This window comes from Massilia suwonensis (assembly GCF_042655665.1).
Taxonomy (GTDB): domain Bacteria; phylum Pseudomonadota; class Gammaproteobacteria; order Burkholderiales; family Burkholderiaceae_D; genus Telluria; species Telluria suwonensis.
In genome coordinates, this window is record NZ_JBHSMR010000013.1 from 2,423,772 (window position 1) to 2,442,082 (window position 18,311).

The 18,311-nt window shown below is 66.2% G+C and carries 14 protein-coding genes; 6 read left to right on the forward strand and 8 right to left on the reverse strand.

From position 1 onward, the window contains the following. Position 1 precedes the first annotated feature (1 nt). Together ctaD and ACFPQ5_RS18985 are read left to right on the forward strand one after the other, a co-directional pair. On the forward strand, positions 2-2,518 hold the full coding sequence (gene ctaD, locus ACFPQ5_RS18980; protein WP_379759339.1) for a cytochrome c oxidase subunit I: 2,517 nt from the start codon (positions 2-4) through the stop codon (positions 2,516-2,518). Between the two features lie 3 nt (positions 2,519-2,521). Further along, positions 2,522-2,851, forward strand: coding sequence for a hypothetical protein (locus tag ACFPQ5_RS18985; protein ID WP_379759342.1), 330 nt, complete (start codon positions 2,522-2,524; stop codon positions 2,849-2,851). 135 nt (positions 2,852-2,986) lie between these two features. Here ACFPQ5_RS18985 and ACFPQ5_RS18990 read toward each other — a convergent pair whose 3' ends face one another. From ACFPQ5_RS18990 to ACFPQ5_RS19000, 3 genes are all read right to left on the reverse strand, one after another. After that, complete coding sequence (locus ACFPQ5_RS18990) at positions 2,987-4,303, reverse strand: PQQ-dependent sugar dehydrogenase (RefSeq protein WP_379759345.1); 1,317 nt, start codon at positions 4,301-4,303, stop codon at positions 2,987-2,989. A gap of 96 nt (positions 4,304-4,399) precedes the next feature. Continuing rightward, positions 4,400-5,677, reverse strand: coding sequence for an MFS transporter (locus ACFPQ5_RS18995; RefSeq protein WP_379759348.1), 1,278 nt, complete (start codon positions 5,675-5,677; stop codon positions 4,400-4,402). 12 nt (positions 5,678-5,689) lie between these two features. Further along, the gene (locus ACFPQ5_RS19000; RefSeq protein WP_379759351.1) at positions 5,690-7,096 is read right to left on the reverse strand and encodes a KamA family radical SAM protein; all 1,407 of its coding nucleotides are present in this window, start codon (positions 7,094-7,096) and stop codon (positions 5,690-5,692) included. A 299-nt stretch (positions 7,097-7,395) separates the two neighbouring features. Here ACFPQ5_RS19000 and ACFPQ5_RS19005 point away from each other — a divergent pair, with 299 nt between their 5' ends. Next, on the forward strand, positions 7,396-7,851 hold the full coding sequence (locus ACFPQ5_RS19005) for a cache domain-containing protein (RefSeq protein ID WP_379759354.1): 456 nt from the start codon (positions 7,396-7,398) through the stop codon (positions 7,849-7,851). A gap of 58 nt (positions 7,852-7,909) precedes the next feature. Then, entirely contained in the window at positions 7,910-9,607 is a 1,698-nt protein-coding gene (locus ACFPQ5_RS19010; protein WP_379759357.1) for a methyl-accepting chemotaxis protein, read from the forward strand. On the opposite strand, the gene ACFPQ5_RS19015 is transcribed toward ACFPQ5_RS19010, so the two are convergent. Continuing rightward, positions 9,588-10,157, reverse strand: coding sequence for a DNA-3-methyladenine glycosylase (locus tag ACFPQ5_RS19015; protein WP_379759360.1), 570 nt, complete (start codon positions 10,155-10,157; stop codon positions 9,588-9,590). The genes ACFPQ5_RS19010 and ACFPQ5_RS19015 overlap by 20 nt on opposite strands. 145 nt (positions 10,158-10,302) lie before the next feature. On the opposite strand from ACFPQ5_RS19015, the gene ACFPQ5_RS19020 reads away from it, so the two are divergent. Both ACFPQ5_RS19020 and ACFPQ5_RS19025 read left to right on the forward strand, forming a co-directional pair. Then, positions 10,303-11,217: an HDOD domain-containing protein gene (locus ACFPQ5_RS19020; protein WP_379759363.1), complete on the forward strand. Its 915-nt coding sequence runs from the start codon at positions 10,303-10,305 to the stop codon at positions 11,215-11,217. A gap of 61 nt (positions 11,218-11,278) precedes the next feature. Further along, positions 11,279-12,451 carry a tetratricopeptide repeat protein gene (locus ACFPQ5_RS19025; protein ID WP_379759366.1) on the forward strand — a complete coding sequence of 391 codons (1,173 nt, stop codon included), beginning with the start codon at positions 11,279-11,281 and terminating at the stop codon, positions 12,449-12,451. Positions 12,452-12,489: 38 nt separating this feature from the next. Here the strand turns inward: ACFPQ5_RS19025 and infA are convergent, their stop codons facing one another. The 4 genes from infA to ACFPQ5_RS19045 form a co-directional block, all read right to left on the reverse strand. Further along, entirely contained in the window at positions 12,490-12,759 is a 270-nt protein-coding gene (gene infA / locus ACFPQ5_RS19030; protein WP_136220888.1) for a translation initiation factor IF-1, read from the reverse strand. A 286-nt stretch (positions 12,760-13,045) separates the two neighbouring features. Next, positions 13,046-13,573, reverse strand: coding sequence for a DNA-deoxyinosine glycosylase (locus ACFPQ5_RS19035; RefSeq protein ID WP_379759369.1), 528 nt, complete (start codon positions 13,571-13,573; stop codon positions 13,046-13,048). 95 nt (positions 13,574-13,668) lie between these two features. After that, entirely contained in the window at positions 13,669-15,132 is a 1,464-nt protein-coding gene (locus ACFPQ5_RS19040; RefSeq protein WP_379759372.1) for an efflux transporter outer membrane subunit, read from the reverse strand. Then, positions 15,129-18,308, reverse strand: coding sequence for an efflux RND transporter permease subunit (locus ACFPQ5_RS19045; RefSeq protein ID WP_379759375.1), 3,180 nt, complete (start codon positions 18,306-18,308; stop codon positions 15,129-15,131). Before ACFPQ5_RS19045 ends, ACFPQ5_RS19040 begins: the two co-directional genes overlap by 4 nt. Positions 18,309-18,311: the final 3 nt, after the last annotated feature.

The window sequence follows — 18,311 nt, forward strand, 5'->3', positions numbered from 1 at the left end:
CATGACGGACCACGCCATCGAACAACGCCTGCCCAGTTCCCTCCCCCGTCCCGAGGGCGAGCTGGAGCGGCTGGAAAAACCCTGGCAACGGCCGACCGGCTGGCGCTTCCTCAAGCGCGTCGACAACACCAGCATCGGCCTGCTCTACATCGGCACCGCGCTGCTATTCTTCCTGCTGGCCGGGATCCTCGGCCTGATGATGCGCACCCAGCTGGCCGTGCCCGACAACGATCTGATGAGCGCGTCGGTGTACAACCAGGTCTTCACCATGCACGGCACGGTGATGATGTTCCTGTTCGCGATTCCCATCGTCGAGGCAATCGCCGTCTACCTGCTGCCGAACATGCTGGGCGCGCGCGACCTGCCCTTCCCGCGCCTCTCGGCCTACGCCTACTGGGCGTATGCGATCGGCGGCCTGGCCTTCTTCTGCACCCTGTTCTTCGGCCTGTCGCCCGACGGCGGCTGGTTCATGTACCCGCCGCTCACCGGGAAGCAGTATTCGCCGGGGCTGAATGCCGACTTCTGGCTGCTCGGGATCGGCTTCATCGAGATCTCGGCGATCGCCGGCGCCATCGAACTGATCGTCGGCATCCTGTTTACGCGAGCGCCGGGCATGACCCTGGCGCGCATGCCGGTGTATGCCTGGGCCATGCTGGTGGTGGCCGTGATGATCGTGTTCGCCTTCCCGGCCATCATCGCCGGCACCGCGCTGCTGGAGATGGAACGCGCCTTCGACTGGCCCTTCTTCATCGGCGAGCGCGGCGGCGATCCGATCCTGTGGCAGCACCTGTTCTGGTTCTTCGGCCACCCCGAGGTCTACATCATCTTCCTGCCCGCCGCCGGCATGGTCTCGACCATGATCCCGACGATCGCCGGCACGCCGCTGGTCGGGAGAAAAGCCATCATCGTGGCGCTGGTGATCGTCTGCTTCTTCAGCTTCGCGCTGTGGGCGCACCACATGTTCACGGCCGGCCTGGGCGTGATGACGATGAGTTTCGTGTCGGCCGCCAGCATGGCGGTGGCCGTGCCGACCGCGATCCAGGTGTTCGGCTGGATCGCGACGCTCTGGCGCGGCAAGGTGAGAATGACCGGACCGGCCCTGTTCCTGGGCGGCTTCATGTTCATTTTTGTCCTCGGCGGCCTGACCGGGGTGATGGTCGCCGTGCTGCCCTTCGACTGGCAGGCCCATGACACGTATTTCATCGTCGCCCATTTCCATTACGTGCTGGTCGGCGGGATGGTGTTCCCGGTGTTCGCGGCCATGTACTACTGGCTGCCGCTCCTGAAGGGCCAGCGCCTGTCCGAACGCGTGGCCAAATGGGTGTTCTGGCTGATGTTCGGCGGTTTTAATATTGCCTTCTTCCCGATGCACATCACGGGGCTGCTGGGCATGCCGCGCCGGGTCTACACTTATCCGGGCGAGATGGGGTGGAATGGGTTGAACATGGTCTCGACCGTGGGCGCCTTCGTGCTGGCGGCGGGCGTGCTGCTGTTCCTGGTCGACGTCGTGCGCACCCTGCGCCGGCCCGAGCAGCCGGTCGGCAATCCGTGGAATGCGTCGACGCTGGAGTGGCTGCCGACGGAGGCCTATAACGCGCGCAGCATTCCGGAGGTGCGCTCGGCCGATCCGCTGTGGGACCAGCCGAACCTGTGCGAACAGGTGGAGGCCGGCCAGCATTACCTGCCCGGTACCGAAAGCGGCCAGCGCGAAACCCTGGTTACCAGCCCGGTCGCGGCCACACCGCGCCACCTGCTGGTGCTGCCGGCCGACAGCTGGCTGCCCTTCCTTGCCGCGGCGGGCACGGCAGGCTTTTTCCTGCTGCTGACGGTCAAAATGCACGTCGTGGCCTGGGCCTGCGGCCTCACCGCCATTGCCGCAACCGTCGCCTGGCTCTGGGACGCGGACCGTCCGCCGCCGATCAGCCAGGCGAAGGTCTCCGACACGCTGGTGCTGCCGGTCGGCGCCCGCGGCAGGGCTTCGCATTCGTGGTGGGCGACGATCATCATGCTGGTGGTGGACGCGACCGTGTTCGCTTCCTTCGTGTTCGCCTACATCCATATCTCGATGCGCCTGGAAGTCTGCCCGCCGCCGTCCGCCAGCCTGCCGGCGCTGCGCTGGTCGCTGTTTTCCGGCGCCCTGCTCGTCCTGGGTTCAGGCCTGATGCTGTGGGCCGTGCGCAGCCTCGGCACGCGGCGCCTGCCCTGGCTGGCGCTGGCGGCGACCGGCTGCGCGATCGCGGCCTTCCTGGTCGACCTGCACGGCTACCAGCTGGCGGGACTGGCGCCGCGCGACCTGGCGTGGAGCGCGGCGATCGCAGCCCTTCTCAGCTACCAGGGCCTGCATGTGGTCGTGCTGACGCTGGCCGGGATCTACCTCGCCGCGCGCGCCTGGAGCGGCCGCCTGTCGCCCGCCAGCCGCGCGACCCTCGACAATACGGCGCTGCTCTGGCACTACACGACGCTGCAGGGCATCGTGCTGGCCCTGGCGGTGCATGGCGTGCCCTTGCTGATGGAGTGATCGATGCGCGAACGGTTCTTCGGAAAGCTCATGCGCGGCACCCTGCCGCTGCTGGTCTGGGCCGCGCATTTCGCCGGCAGCTATGTGCTGGTGGCGGCGCAGTGCAGTCCGGCGGGTTTTGCGCCGGGCAATCCGCACCGGCTGCCGCTGGCCCTGATGACGCTCGTCGCGCTGGCGGTCTGCGCGGCGCTGATCTGGCGTGCGCGGCGTGCGTTCGGCGGCGACGAGCGCACGGCGCTGCTGGATTGGGCGGCGGCGCTGACGGCCTTGCTGGCGTTTGCGGGAATTGCGTGGACCTCGGTGCCGCTGTGGTTCGTGGATAGCTGCGCGTGACATGGTGGGCACGGGGCGCCCACCCTACGGACTGATCTGAGGCTGGTTGAACGCGTGGGCGGGGAACCCGCCCACCTTACGTCCCTTCGGCAAATCGTGGTTCGTCGATAGCTGCGCTTGGCACCCTACTTAACTTTATCTCGCTGCGGGACGCACCCGCCAGACCACGTTTCCGACGTCGTCCGCCACCAGCAAGGCTCCCGTCTTGTCGATGGCCACACCCACCGGGCGCCCGAGGGCATCGCCGTTCCGGTCGACGAAGCCGGTCAGCACGTCGACCGGCTGGCCATTCGGCTTGCCGCCGGCGAAGGGAACAAACACGACCTTGTAGCCCGACAGCGGCTTGCGGTTCCAGGAGCCGTGCTCGCCGATGAAGGCGCCGCTGCCGAACGTCGGGCCCAGTTTCGCGCCCTCGGCGAACGTCAGGCCGAGTGCGGCGACGTGGGCGCCGAGTGCGTAGTCGGGCGCGATCGCCTTTGCCACCATGTCCGGGCGCGGCGGTTTTACACGCTCGTCGACGTGCTGGCCGTAGTAGCTGTAGGGCCAGCCATAGAAGGCGCCCTCCTTCACCGAGGTCAGGTAGTCGGGCACCAGGTCGCTGCCGATCTCGTCGCGCTCGTTCACGACCGTCCACAGGGCGCCGGTCTGCGGCTCCCAGGCCATGCCGTTCGGATTGCGCAGGCCGGAGGCGAACAGGCGCGTGCCGCCGGTTTTCAGGTCGACCTCGAGGATGGCGGCGCGGTCGACTTCGTTTTCCATGCCGTTTTCGGCGACGTTGCTGTTCGAGCCGACGGTGGCGTACAGCTTGCTGCCGTCGCGGCTGGCGATGATGTTCTTGGTCCAGTGGTGGTTGAGCGTCCCGCCCGGCAGAGGCGCCACCTTCTGCGCTGCGGCGGTGATCTCCGTGACACCCTCCTTGTACGGGAAGCGGACAATGCCGTCCGCATTCGCCACGTACAGGGTCTCGCCCACGAGAGCCATGCCGAAGGGCGAATAAAGGTCCTTCAGGAAGACGCTGCGCACGTCGGCCACGCCGTCGCCGTCAAGGTCGCGCAGCAGCGTGATGCGGTTCGCGCTCGGGACGGCGGCGCCGGCCTTCGCCATCACCTTGCCCATGATGTAGCCTTTGATGCCCTTCTTGTCGTCCGGGCGCTCGGGCGCGTTCGTCTCCGCGACCAGCACGTCGCCGTTGGGCAGCACGTGCAGCCAGCGCGGGTGATCCAGGCCGCTGGCCATGGCGCTCACTTCCAGGCCCTGGGCGGCCGTCGGCTTGCCGCCGTTCCAGCCCTTGGCGGGCGCGATGTCGACCGTCGGGATCAGGCTTTTCGCCGGTGGCGGCAGGAAGGGCGCAGGACCGACGCCGGCGCCGGCAGAGAGGGTGGATTTGTCGCCGCAGGCGGACAAGACAAGCAGGACCGCGGCAGCCACGAGGGAGGAAGAGCGAACGCGCATGATGTCTCCTGGACGGATCGAACCAACGGATCAAACGATTGTAGCGAGAAAGAAAATGCCGTTCCGCTCGATTCCGTCCAGCAAACAATGCGCCGCTCAGGCGGGCGTGTGCGCCTCCTCGATGCTGCTTTCCGCCTGTGCCCGGGCATTGAGGCGCCGCCGCGCGTAGCCGAACAGGCCGGGCAGCTGCAGCGCGACCAATATCCCGAAAGCCACCTGGTATGCCAGCGCCGGATAGCGTCCGCCGCCGTCCGGCTGCCACAGCCCGACCACCAGCCCGAACCCGGCCTGCACCAGGAAGGCGCCGACGAAGATCAGAAGGTTCAGGCAGGTGGCGGCGCGTCCCGTCAGTTCGCGCGGCATGCTCTGGGCGACGATCGCGTATTCGATGCCGGTGATCGTGCCGACCAGCGTGAACAGCACCGACAGCAGCTGGAAGCTCGGCTTGTAGCCGACCACGAAGGCCGCCTGCACCAGCACGAACACCAGGATGCCGGCGCCGGCGACGTCGAGCGGCGTGACGCCGCGCTTGCCCGCCCACTCGGTGATCATGCCGACCGCGATCGCGCCGAAGATGACGGCCGCCATGCCCAGGTACAGCAGGTAGGCCACGGCGTCGTCCGGAAAGCGCGCCACGTCCGACAGCCAGCGTCCGATCCACAGGCCCTGGATCCCGAAGAACACCGCATGCGGCAGCAGGATCAGCGAGATCGTCGAACGGAAGGCCGGCGTGCGGTACACGCTCAGGATCGAGGACAGCATGGGCGCGCGCGCGCTGGTGGGCGTAGCGCAGCGCGGCGCGAACAGCCAGATCAGGGCGCCGCTGGCGGCGATTCCCGCGGCCAGCAGCAGGAACAGGCCGCGCCAGTCGGTGTACTGGAGCGCCATCCGTACCGGCATGGTGGCGGATGCGGCGCCAAGCCCGCCGACCGCGATCAGGTAGCCGTGCACCGAAGGCAGCTTGCCAGGTGCGATCCAGGTCGAAATCGCCTTCACCGCCGACATGAAGCAACCGCCCAGTCCCAGGCCCATGATCGCGCGCGCCAGCACCAGCTGGCCGAAGCTCGTGCCGCGCGCGAACAGCAGCGCGCCCAGCGCCGCCACCAGCATCAGCGCCAGCTGCACCTTGCGCGGCCCGTAGCGGTCGAGCGCAATCCCGACCGGCAGCTGCACCAGCGCGAATGCAAAGAAAAAGGCGCTGGTGAGCAGGCCCAGCTGCCCCGGCGTGAGCGCGAGCGAGCCGACCAGGTTCGAGGCCAGCACTGCATTTACGTTGCGCAGCAGCGAGGACAGGTAGTGTCCCAGCGCGAAGGGCAGGAACACGTAGAAGAAAACCGCCACGCCTGACAGGCGTGGCGAGCTTTGGTCACCCATGGCGGGGCCGGATCAGGCTGCGCTGGGCTGGTTGTCGCTGGCGCGGCGGTCGTGCGTAGCCTGCACGATCGGGATCACGCGGCCGGCGGCTGCGTGCAGGCCGTGGTCCCCGCTCTCTTCCTCGAAGAAGAATTTCTTGCGCCCGAAAGCGGGTTTCAGGTGATCGAGCCAGGTGGCGTCCGGATCGTATTTTGCGAAGAAGGGTTTACGGACCCACTCCGGATTGCGCGCTTGCAGGAACTGCAGCGCGAACAGCTTTTCGCCATTGATCGTCACCACGCCGTCGATCACGACCTTGCCGGGGAAGGCGCTCATCGACGGGCCGCGCACGGTGCGCGACAGGCCCGAGACCATCGAGTAGGCCGACTGGAAGATCTCGTGCGCTTTCGCCAGCGGCAGCGAGAAGTACTCGCTCGGGCCGGTGTCGCGCTCGACGAACATGTAGTACGGGATCGCGCCCAGGCGCACGCCGGTGGTCCACAGTTCGGCCCAGCTCTTCGGGTCTTCGTTGATGTGGCGGATCAGCGGGCCCTGCATGCGCAGCGTGGCGCCGGTGCCGACGATGCGCTTGACCGCGGCTTGCGCGATCGGATGGCGCAGCTCGACCGCGTGGTTGTAGTGGCCCATGATGGCCAGGTTCTTGCCGGCCTTGACCACCCGCTCGAACAGGCGCATCAGGTCGTCCGAATCCTTGTCCGACACGTAGCGCTGCGGCCAGTAGGCGACCGACTTGGTGCCGATGCGGATGTTCTGGATGTGGGCCAGTTCCGGCGCCAGCAAGGGTTCCAGGAATTCGGTCAGCGAGCGCGTATTCATGATCATCGGGTCGCCGCCGGTGATCAGGACGTCGGTCACGTCCGGGTGCGTCTTGAGGTAGGACACCAGCTCGGTGCATTCGCGCGCATCGAACTTCATGTCGTCCATGCCGACGAACTGCGGCCAGCGGAAGCAGAAGGTGCAGTAGGCGTGGCAGGTCTGGCCCGAGCTCGGGAAGAACAGCACGGTCTCCTTGTACTTGTGCTGCAGTCCTTTCAAAGGCGCGTCGTTCACGCGCGGCACGTTGTGGGTCATCTGGCCGGCCGGGTGCGGGTTCATGCGCATGCGGATCTGGTGCACCAGTTTCGCGATCGCGGCGTCGTCCTTCTTGTGCAGCACCAGGTCGCGCAGCTGCTCGTACTCGCGCGCCGGGAGCATGTCGCGGTGCGGGAAGGTGAGCCGGAAGATCGGGTCGTCGGGAATCCTGTCCCAGTCGATCAGCTGGTCGAGCACGTATTCGTTGACGCGAAACGGCAGCACATGCGAGACGACCTGGGTTGCTTCCTGCAACTCCGGGCTCATCCATTGCCACTGGCGGGCAAGCGCGATGGTCTGGCGTGTATAGGGCTTGAACTTGGCGGGCGTCGAATCGGTGGTGGTCACGGCATGCTCCTGAAAAGGAAAGATGGTGGGGGGCGGCGACGGGCGAATTCTTGAGTAAGAAATTGCCGACGGGAACTCATCTTATGGCCCATGCGTGACGCGGAATTGCACACAATCAATCAAAGCGACACAAAATTTCCGCTAAGCACTGAATGTTTGCTGCGCGACATGTGGCGCAACGGTCGCACAGATTTTATGCACTTGAGTTAGCGCAAGTTGCCTCTTGGAAGTGCAGCGTACATTTCCCAATGCACTTAGGAAAGTTTCCCTCCTGCTGACCCACCGAAAGGATTGTTCTCATGAAGCTGCTCGCCACTGCCACCGCCCTGTGCCTCGGACTCGCCTGCTCCGGTGCGCTGGCCAATGAACCGACCGAAAAGGATGCGATCGCAATGGCCGAACGCGGCGCCGCCCTGATCAAGGCCAAGGGCAAGGAAGAAATGATGAAACGCATTAACGCCAAGGACGCAGACTTCGTCCAGGGCGAACTGTACGTCGACCTGCGCGACGTCAAGACCGGCATCGTGCTGGCCCACCCCTACAACCCCTCGATCGTCGGCAAGGACCTGACCGACGTGCCTGACGCGAACGGCAAGAAATACCGCCGCGAGATCATCGAACTGGCCGCCGCCAAGGGGAAAGGCTGGGTCGACTACATGTACAAGAACCCGACCAGCGGCAAGATCGAGCCGAAGACGACCTACATCCTGCTGGTCGACGGCGTCGTGCTGGAAGCCGGTCTCTACAAGAAATAAGCACAGCGTGATGCGGGGGCGGCTTCGGCCGCCCTTTTAATTTGCAATGGAGAAAAGCATGCTGAAAAAACTACGGATTGGCCCGAAGCTCCTGCTGGCGCCGGGATTGGTGCTGGTGCTGCTGACGCTGCTCTCCGGCGCCGCCTATTACGGCATGGTGCGCCAGCATGCCTCGCTCGAGAACATGGTGCAGGTGCGCGCGGCGCGCCTGCAGGACACGGCCGACGTCGCCGGCGACGCCAAGTACGCGCACGCGAACATCTATCAATTGCTGGCCTGGGTCAGCGGCAGCTTCGCCCAGAACCGGCTCGATGCGCTGATCAAGGAAATCAAGCAAAAGCACGAGGCCATCAAGACCCGCCTGGATGCGCTGGCGCAGGTCGCCGAGCCTTCCGAGCGCAAGCTGATCGACGCCTCGAAGACGGCACTCGGCGCCTACCGCAAGGCGGTCCTGGACACCATCGAGATGGCTTCGGTCGACCAGTCGATCGCGACCAATTCGATGCAAAAGGCTGAAAAGGAATTCGTCACCCTGAATACCCAGCTGGCCCAGCTGGCGGCGCTGGAACGGCGCCTGAGCGAAGAAGCCTATGCCGCCGCCGGCGCCGAGTTCCGCACGCTGGGCATTTCGATGGCGGTGCTGGTCGTGCTGTCGATCGCGCTGTCGCTGACGGTGACGGTGCTGGTGCGGCGCGCCATGCTGCTCGATATCCGTGCGATCTCGGACGTGGTGTCGGAACTGGCCGAAGGCCGCCTGGCCAGCCCGACGGGCAGCACGGGCCGCGACGAGATCGCCGACACCTCGCGCGCGCTCGACCACACGATCGCCACCCTGAACACGACGCTGCATTCGATCCTGACCTCGGTGCGTTCGATCGATACGGCTTCCAAGGAAATCGCAACCGGCAACCTGGACCTCTCGACCCGCACCGAGATGCAGGCCGGCTCGCTCGAACAGACCGCCAGCGCCATGGAAACGCTGACGGTGGCGGTGAAGGACAACGCGAATAATGCGCGCCTGGCCACCGATCTCGCGGCCGAGGCGGCGCGCCTGGCCGATCACGGCGGCCAGGCCGTCGACCGCGCGGTGACGACGATGGAATCGATCAAGGCCAGTTCGCGCAAGATCGTCGAGATCATCGGCGTCATCGACGGCATCTCCTTCCAGACGAATATCCTGGCGCTGAACGCGGCGGTGGAAGCAGCGCGCGCCGGCGAGCAGGGGCGCGGCTTTGCGGTGGTGGCGTCCGAGGTGCGCACGCTGGCGCAGCGCTCGGCGGCGGCGGCCAAGGAAATCAAGGCCCTGATCGCCGATTCGGTGGCGATCATCGACGGCGGCGCCGCGTCCGTCAACGAAGCGGGCAGCAGCATGGGCCACATCGTCGCCTCGGTGAAGCAGGTGAACGACATCATCGAGCGCATCAGCGTGGCCAGCACCGAGCAGGCCGACGGCATCGCCGAGGTCAATCGCGCGGTCGGGCAGATGGACGACATGACCCAGCAGAACGCGGCCCTGGTCGAGGAAGCGGCAGCCGCCGCCGAAAGCCTGCATGAGCAAACCGTGAACCTGGCGCGCGCGGTTTCCGTCTTCAAGATCGAGGGCTTCGAGACGCTGGCCGAAGCGGAAGAATCCGCCGATTTCCAGGATCCCCTGGAGCGCCGCGCGCCCGGCAGCCCGATGCGCGGCGCGCCACGCGCCCTACTCGATGCCGGCAGCGCAACCGCGCCGGACCGGTTCAGCGGAACGGACGGCTGACGAAGCGCGATCCGGCGAGACCAAAGCGCCAGGGCACGTCCATCGCCTTGGAGATGCCGATGCGCGGGCCGGCAACGATCTCCAGTCCCGGCGGCGCGGCTTCGAGCACGAACGGCGGCTGCGCCAGCGAGCGTCCGTTGAAGGCGCGCGTCACCTCCAGGGCCTGGCACAGCTTGCCTGGCCCGGAACACAGCGCCGTGACATCCTGGGCGTCGCGGCGCGCGCGCATCACGTCCAGTCCCGCCAGCGGCTCGATCGCCCGGATCAGCACCCCGGCGCCATGTCCTTCTTCGCGGCAGACGAAGTTCAGGCACCAGTGGATGCCATAGGAGCGATAGACGTAGCAGTGCGCCGGCGGCCCGAACATCGCCATGTTGCGCTCGGTAGGACCGGAAAAAGCATGCGAGGCCGGGTCTTCGCGGTCGTAGGCCTCGGTCTCGACGATGCGCCCGCCGACGCCGTCGACCAGCACCACCACCCCGATCAGCTGGCGCGCAACGATCTCGCTCGGTGCATAAAAATCAATTCCTGCAAGCTTGGCTGAATTCATGGAGGCGATTTTAGGCGTTCCGACAACACCCTTCTGTCCGTTTTGCCACACAAGCCACAAGGAAAGCGGCCTGTTGCTGCAAGGAAATGCAGCATCGTTTATCATGGCGGTCTTCGCTTTTATTTCCCATAAGCACCTTCTTCCCATGAGTACAGTTGCCGCAAAAGCAATTCCTGCGCGTAGCGCGCCGCGCGCCCCGCTGCGTGCCGCCGCGTCTGCGGCTCCTGCTGCCGCCGATCCTGTCGACGAGCTGATCAAGTCGATCCGCATTCCTCCGCGCCCTAGTCTGCTGGCCGACCTGCAGGCCGAACTCGCCTCCAGCGACCCCTCGCCCGAGCGCATCGGCCACATCGTCGCGCGCGACGTCGGCATGGCCGGCGCCCTGTTGAAACTGGCGAATTCCTCGCTGTTCGGCGGCCGCCGCGCCAAGTCGATCGAACAGGCCATCCTGTTCCTGGGCATTAACCAGGTGGCGGCGCTGATGACCGGCCTGCTGGCGCGCCAGGCGATTCCCGTCGAGAGCGCGGCGCTGGCGAATTTCTGGGACGTGTCGACCAAGCGTTCGCACGCGATGATGTTCCTGTCGCGCCGCCTGCGCATCGGCGCGCCCGACATCGCCCATACCTTCGGCCTGTTCTGTGATACCGGGATGCCGCTGCTGGTGAAACGCTTCCCCGACTACGAGACCACCTTCCTCGACGCCGGGGCGCAAGCCGAACGCGCCTTCACCGCGCTCGAGGACGAGCGCCACAGCACCAATCACGCGGCCGTCGGCACCCTGCTGGCGCGTAACTGGGGCCTGTCGAGCGACGTATCCTGGGCCATCCTGCACCACCACGATTACGCCGTGATCGACGACGAGAACACCGACGACGCCGTGCGTTCGCTGGTCGCCCTGTCGCTGCTGGCCGAGCGCGCGATCCGCCGCTACCAGGGCCACGCCGGCTCGCCCGAATGGGACAAGGGCGGCGAACGCGCATGCGCCTATCTCTCGCTCGACGAGGATGAAACGGCCGAATTACTGGACGAACTGGAAGAAGCGCTGCACGACGATCACTAGTTTTTGACAGGCCGCCCGGGCAGGCAGATACTGAAGTATCGCTACCGGCTTGGGAGGCATGATGAAAACCTGGATTTTGTCGCTGCTCGTATTCTTGTCCGGCTGCGCCCATGTCGGGCAGCCATCGGTACCGGACAGCGAGGTGACCGCCCTGCTCAACGACAGCGCCTTTCCCACCCCCAGCCGGCCGGTCGACGCCAGCAAGCTGTTCGACCTCAGCCCGGCCATGCGCAGCCACCTCACCAGCGCGCGCTTCCAGGCGCTCCTGCGCGAACATGGACAAACGCTGGGCCTGGTCCACGCGCTTTACGACGCGAGCGACCTCAAGCTCGACTACGATTCCAGCTATACCGGCACCGCAGCCGAAACCTATGCTTCGCGCCAGGGCAACTGCCTATCGCTGGTGATCATGACCGCCGCCTTCGCGCGCCAGCTCGACCTGAACGTGCGCTTCCAGGACGTGCAGATCGAAGACACCTGGAGCCGCGACCACGCGCTCTACATGGTCAGCTCGCACGTCAACCTGAGCCTTGCACCGCGCGCACCGCGCACCGACGACTACGACGCCTCCGCCATGCTGACGATCGATTTCATCCCGGGCATGGCAAACAGCCGCCAGCGCGTACGCTACCTCAGCGAGACGGACATTGTCGCCCTGTACATGAACAACCGCGCCGCCGAGGAACTTGCGCAGGGTCGCCAGGCCGACGCCTACTGGTGGGCGCGCGGCGCCTTGCTGAAGAAGCCGACGCTGGCCGCCGCCTACAACACGCTGGCCGTGATCTACCAGCGCAGCGGCCACCCCTTGCTGGCCGAGCAGGTCTACCGGGTCGCCCTCGAACGCGAGCCGGACAGCCTGGTCGTGCTGCAGAACTTCGCGCCCCTACTGGCGGCCAACGGCAAGAACGAAGAAGCGGAACAGCTCAAGCAGCGCGCCGCGCGCCTGTATCCGGCACCGCCTTACCACTTCTTCAACCAGGGCATGGACGCCTACAAGGCCGGGAACATCGCCCAGGCACGCGCCCTGTTCGCGCGCGAGGTGGCACGCGCGCCCTACAACGACGAATTCCATTTCTGGCTGGGGATCGCGAACCTGCAGCTGGGAGAACTGAAGGTCGCCGAGAAACAGCTGGCGCTGGCGCGCGACATGAGCGTGCGCAGCGATACGCGCGAGCGCTATTCGGCCAAGCTGGCGCACCTGCGCGGGATGACGGGCGGGCCGCGCCGTAATTGACAGGCCTTGCGCCTGTCGATCGCGGCCGCGGGGATGGATCAGCGGCGGCGCTGGAAGCCGCCGGTGCGTGGCGCCGGGGCGCCGCGCGTTTCGATGTGACGGAACACGATGCGGCCCTTGTTCAGGTCGTACGGCGACAGTTCCAGCGTCACCTTGTCGCCCGCCAGGATGCGGATGTGGTTCTTCTTCATGCGGCCCGAGGTATAGGCAACGAGCTTGTGGCCGTTGTCCAGGTCGACGCGGAAGCGCAGTTCAGGCAGCACTTCGGTCACGAGGCCGTTCATTTCGATGAGTTCTTCTTTTGCCATGTTGTTCTTCCTTTAAGTTGAAGCCGCGAGCCGGCGCATAACAGAAGCGCGATGACGATGCCGCCGGTTGCCAGCGCCCGCGTGGACTGGACCGGAGAAAACGGTGAAAGGGCCGCTTGTAGCGGGAGTGTGGCGGCGGCTTGTATCCGGGCCTGCAACCGGACGCCGACCTGCGCGAGGAGAGAAAAAGCCCGCTTGTTGCGGGCCTTGTTTCGATGCCATGGACATCGCCACGACAGGGAGCAGTATACCACCGAACCCAAATCGGCGTATGGACGAGCTCTTGTTACAGCAAGGAGCCTTGTGCCGGCACCCCCGCATCCTGCGCGAGCAGCTGGCGCCATGCGGCCAGCTTTTGTTCGAAACTCATCGCCATGTGCGCCGGTGAGCTTGACGGCAGCACCACGGTCCGGTAGCCGTTCGCCGCGAACTGCGGCGCGAATTTACCGGAGGCTTGGCCGTTGAAGCCGACCGTTTCCAGGGCGGGACACAGGATGTGCAGGCGCGCGAAATCGTTGGCGGCCGGCTTGCGGATGGCGGAATCGAGGCTGCCTTCGCGCTCGCAGGCGCCGAGCACGTCCCACAGGCCGATGCCGTGTGCCAGCAGGCGCGGCAGGCGCTCGGCGTAAGGCATGGCATATAGCTCTTCGTCCACCAGGGCGCCGACCAGCTTCCAGAACTGATTGCGCGGATGGGCGTAGTATTGGGCGGCGGCGAGCGACTGGGCGCCCGGAAAACTGCCGAGGATCAGGATCCGGATATGGGTGTCCAGAACCGGGGCCAGGCCGGTCAGCAAGGTGGAATCGGTGCTCATGCCGCGATTGTAGCCCTGCCGGGCTCACGCGGGCCGCACATAAAAAAACGGCGGACCGCACCAGGTCCGCCGCAAGGGGCAGCTCTCTATAAGGCTTAGCGCGCAGCCAGCGGCGTGGAAGCCGCCGGCGCATCCCAGCCGCCACCCAGCGCCCGGATCAGTGCGACGCTGGTCAATACCTGGTTGCCGCGCAGCTGGACCGCGCTGCGCTCGACGGCCGCCAAATTGCGCTGGGCGTCGAGCAGGTCGAGGTAGCTGGAGCGGCCGGCGTCGTAGAGTTTGCGGGCCAGCTCCGCCGAGCGGCGCGCCGAGCGCACGGCATCGTCGACTTCCACACCCTGCTCGGCCAGGATGCGCACGCCGGCCAGGTTGTCCTCGACCTCGGCAAAGGCGACCAGCACGCTCTGGCGATACGCCGCCACCGCTTCCTCCAGCGCCGCTTCGCTGCGCGTCACGTTGGCCTTGTTGCGGCCGCCGTCGATGATCGGCAGCGACAGCAGCGCGCCCAGCACCCAGGAGCGGCTGCTCCAGTTGAACACGTCCGCCATGCTGGCGCCGACGCCGCCGCCGGCCGCGTTGATGTTCAGGGCCGGGAACATGGCCGCACGCGCCACGCCGATGCGCGCGTTCGCCGCTTCCATCGCGCGCTGGGCGGCGGCGATATCGGGCCGGCGTTCGAGCAGGGTCGAAGGCAGCCCTGCCGGAATCGCGGGGAGCGCCAGGTCCTCCGGCAAGGGGCTGGACGTGGCCGCGAAGCGCGCGGCCGGGCGGCCCAGCAGCACGGCGAGTGCATGTTCGGCCGTCGTACGCTGGCGCTCCAGGCCGATCGCCTCGGCGCGCGTGGCGGACAGCTCCGTCTTCGCGCGCGTCAGGTCGAATTCGCCGATGTCGCCCAGGTCGAACCTGCGCTGGTTCACGCGCACGCTTTCCTCGCGCAGGCGCACCGCGCTGTCGACGGTCGCCAGTTCGGCGTCCAGCGCGCGCAGGCGGAACCATTGCTGCGCGACGTCGGCCTGCAGCGACAGCAGCACCGAGCGGTAGCTGGCCTCGCTGGCGCCGGCATCCTGGCGCGCCGCTTCGACGCTGGAACTGACGCGGCCGAACAGGTCGACTTCATAACTCGCGCTCAGGCTGGCGCTGTAGCTGTTCTGCGGCGCGAGCGAACCGCCCGCTTCCAGCGGCGCCGGACGGGCGCGCTGGGCGCCGACGCCCAGCCCGACCTGCGGCAGGCGGTCCGCCTGCGCAATCCCGGCGATCGCCCTTGCCTGCTTGACCCGCGCAGCGGCCACGGCCAGGCTGGCGTTGTTCTTCGTCGCCTCGTCCACCAGTTCGGTCAACCGCGGATCCTGGAAGGCGAGCCACCATTGCCCGCGCGGCTGCTGCTCGGCCTGGCGGGCCGGGGCCCAGCGGCTGCCGTCGGCAGCGGTGAGGACCGGCGCCGCCTCCTTGAACGCGGCCGGCGTATCGAGTACCGGCTGTTTGAAGGCCGGCGCGGCGCAGGCGCTCAGCAGCAGCGCAGCGAGAAGCGGTGCAACACCGCGTGCAATCATCGATTTCATTGTGCGACTCCTTCCACCGCCACCACGACAGGGGCGACGGCTTTTTTCTCGAAACGTTTGGCAAAGCTGCGCAGCAGCACGTAGAACAGCGGCGTCAGGAACAGGCCGAAGAAGGTCACGCCCAACATGCCGGCGAATACGGCGACGCCCATCGCATGGCGCATCTCGGCGCCGGCGCCGCTGCTGAACACGAGCGGCACCACGCCCATGATGAAGGCGATCGAGGTCATCAGGATCGGACGCAGGCGCAGGCGGCTCGCTTCCAGTGCCGCGGCAACGACGCTGCGGCCATGGTGTTCGAGTTCGCGGGCGAATTCGACGATCAGGATCGCGTTCTTCGAAGCCAATCCCACCAGTACGAACAGGGCGATCTGCGTGAAGATGTTGTTGTCGCCTCCGGTCAGCTTCACGCCCACCAGCGCGCACAGGATCGACATCGGCACGATCAGGATCACGGCCAGCGGCAGGGTCCAGCTTTCGTACTGCGCGGCCAGCACCAGGAACACCAGCAGCACGCACAGCGGGAAGACGAAGACCATGGTGTTCCCCGACAGGATGTCCTGGTAAGTCAGGTCGGTCCATTCGTAGGCGATCCCTTTCGGCAGCGTCTCTTTCGCGATCTGCTCGAAGATGGCTTGCGCCTGGCCCGAGGATACGCCGGCTGCCGGACCGCCGTTCATGTCGGCCGCCACATAGGCGTTGTAGCGCTGCACGCGGTCCGGGCCATAGCTGTCCTTCACCTGCATCAGGGACGACAGCGGGATCATCTCGCCTTTTACGTTACGCACCTTCAGCTGCGCGATCTGCTCCGGCTGCGAGCGGAACTGGGCGTCCGCCTGCACCCGCACCTGGTAGGTGCGGCCGAACTGGTTAAAATCGTTCACGTACAGCGAGCCGAGGTTCACCTGCAAGGTCTGGTAGATGGTCTGCAGCGGCACGCCGAGCTGCTTGGCTTTCACGCGGTCGATGTCGGCGAACAGCTGCGGCACGTTGATCTGGTAGCTCGAGAACACGCCAGCCAGGCGCGGATCGGCCCAGGCCTTTGCCTGCATGGCCTGCGCCGCCTTGTACAGTGCGTCGTAGCCGAGATTGCCGCGGTCTTCCAGCATCATCTTGAAGCCGCCGGTGGTGCCGAGGCCATTCACCGGTGGCGGCGGCAGCACCATCACGAAGGCGTCTTCCACGGCGCCCATACGCTTGTTGATCTCGGCGGCGATGGCTTCGGCGGACTGCTCCTTGCCATGGCGCTCGCTGAACGGTTTCAGGGTCGTGAACACGATGCCGGCGTTCGGCGCATTGGTAAAGCCGTTGATCGACAGGCCGGGGAAGGCGACCGAGGAATCGACGCCGGGGATCTCCTTCGCGATGGCCGACATGCGGCGGATCACGGCGTCGGTGCGGTCGAGCGAGGCGGCATCCGGCAGCTGGGCAAAGCCGATCAGATAGGCTTTATCCTGCTGCGGCACGAAGCCCGGCGGCACCGCCTTGAACATGAACAGCGCGGCCACGCCGAGCACCGCATACACGGCCAGCGAGATCGTCTTGCGGCGCAGGACCGTCTGCACGCCGCCTTCGTAGCGGTGTGAGGCACGGCCGAAGAAGCGGTTGAAGGCGGCGAAGAAGCGGCCGAAGATAGTATCCATGGCGCGCGTCAAGCGGTCCTTCGGCGCGTCGTGCGCCTTGAGCAGCGCGGCCGACAGCGCCGGCGCCAGCGTCAGCGAGGCAAAGGCCGAGATCACGGTGGAGATCGCGATCGTCAATGCGAACTGGCGGTAGAACTGGCCGGTCAGGCCCGATACGAAGGCGATCGGCACGAACACGGCGCACAGCACCAGCGCGATGGCCACGATCGGGCCCGACACTTCCTTCATCGCCTGGATCGTCGCGTCGTGCGGGCTCAAGCCGTTGGTGATGTTGCGCTCGACGTTCTCGACCACGACGATCGCGTCGTCGACCACGATGCCGATCGCCAGCACCAGCCCGAACAGCGACAGCGTGTTGATCGAGAAGCCGAACATCAGCATCACGGCGAAGGTGCCGACCACCGACACCGGCACGGCCAGCAGCGGAATGATGGATGCGCGCCAGCTTTGCAGGAACACGATCACGACGATCGCGACCAGCACCACTGCCTCCAGCAGCGTATGGATGACGGAGTCGATCGACTCGCGCACGAATTGGGTCGGGTCGTACACAATGCTGTATTCGACACCTTCCGGAAACTCTTTGGACAGCTCGGCCATGGTGGCGCGCACGTCCGTCGACAGCTGCAGCGCGTTCGCGTTCGGCGCCTCGAAGATAGGGATGGCCACCGCCGATTTGTTGTTCAGGAGCGAACGCAGGGCATAGGAATTCGAGCCCATCTCCAGGCGTGCCACGTCCTTCAGCAGCGTGGTCGAGCCATCCTCGCCGGTCTTGACGACGATGTCGCCGAACTCCTCGACGGTGGACAGGCGCCCCTGCGTATTCACGGTCAGCTGGAACTCGGCGCCCTTGGCAGGACCCTGGCCGATCACGCCGGCCGCCACCTGCACATTCTGCTCGCGAATCGCATCGACGACGTCGCCGGCGACCAGGCCGCGCGCCGCCACCTTTTGCGGATCGAGCCAGACGCGCATCGCGTAGTCGCCCGAGCCGAACAACTGCACTTCGCCCATGCCCTCGATGCGCGCCAGGCGGTCCTTGATGTTCAGGGTCGCGTAGTTGCGCAGGTACAGGTCGTCGTAGCGGCCGTCCGGCGAATTCAGGTGCACCACCATCGTCAGGTTCGGCGAACTCTTGACCGTGGTGACGCCGATCTGACGCACCTCTTCCGGCAGGCGCGGCAGCGCGCGCTGGACGCGGTTCTGCACCTGGGTTTCGGCCTGCTCGACATTGGTGCCGATGGCGAAGGTCACCGTCAGCATCAGGGCGCCGTCGGAGGTGTTTTGCGAGGACATGTAGAGCATGTTCTCGACACCGTTGATCTGTTCTTCGAGCGGCGCGGCCACGGTTTCGGCGATGACTTTCGGGTTGGCGCCCGGGTACTGGGCGCGCACCACGATCGAAGGCGGCACCACGTCGGGGTATTCCGAGACCGGCAACTGGAAAATCGCAATCAGGCCGGAGACGAAGACCAGCACCGACAGCACGACGGCGAAGATCGGTTTGTCGACAAAGAAGCGTGAGAAGTTCATGGC

Bases quoted from the DNA above. Each gene is read 5' to 3' on its own strand.
- ctaD (WP_379759339.1), top strand. From the start codon at position 2: ATGACGGACCACGCCATCGAACAACGCCTGCCCAGTTCCCTCCCCCGT.
- ACFPQ5_RS18985 (WP_379759342.1), top strand. From the start codon at position 2,522: ATGCGCGAACGGTTCTTCGGAAAGCTCATGCGCGGCACCCTGCCGCTG.
- ACFPQ5_RS18990 (WP_379759345.1), bottom strand. From the start codon at position 4,303: ATGCGCGTTCGCTCTTCCTCCCTCGTGGCTGCCGCGGTCCTGCTTGTC.
- ACFPQ5_RS18995 (WP_379759348.1), bottom strand. From the start codon at position 5,677: ATGGGTGACCAAAGCTCGCCACGCCTGTCAGGCGTGGCGGTTTTCTTC.
- ACFPQ5_RS19005 (WP_379759354.1), top strand. From the start codon at position 7,396: ATGAAGCTGCTCGCCACTGCCACCGCCCTGTGCCTCGGACTCGCCTGC.
- ACFPQ5_RS19010 (WP_379759357.1), top strand. From the start codon at position 7,910: ATGCTGAAAAAACTACGGATTGGCCCGAAGCTCCTGCTGGCGCCGGGA.
- ACFPQ5_RS19015 (WP_379759360.1), bottom strand. From the start codon at position 10,157: ATGAATTCAGCCAAGCTTGCAGGAATTGATTTTTATGCACCGAGCGAG.
- ACFPQ5_RS19020 (WP_379759363.1), top strand. From the start codon at position 10,303: ATGAGTACAGTTGCCGCAAAAGCAATTCCTGCGCGTAGCGCGCCGCGC.
- ACFPQ5_RS19025 (WP_379759366.1), top strand. From the start codon at position 11,279: ATGAAAACCTGGATTTTGTCGCTGCTCGTATTCTTGTCCGGCTGCGCC.
- infA (WP_136220888.1), bottom strand. From the start codon at position 12,759: ATGGCAAAAGAAGAACTCATCGAAATGAACGGCCTCGTGACCGAAGTG.
- ACFPQ5_RS19035 (WP_379759369.1), bottom strand. From the start codon at position 13,573: ATGAGCACCGATTCCACCTTGCTGACCGGCCTGGCCCCGGTTCTGGAC.
- ACFPQ5_RS19040 (WP_379759372.1), bottom strand. From the start codon at position 15,132: ATGAAATCGATGATTGCACGCGGTGTTGCACCGCTTCTCGCTGCGCTG.
- ACFPQ5_RS19045 (WP_379759375.1), bottom strand. From the start codon at position 18,308: ATGAACTTCTCACGCTTCTTTGTCGACAAACCGATCTTCGCCGTCGTG.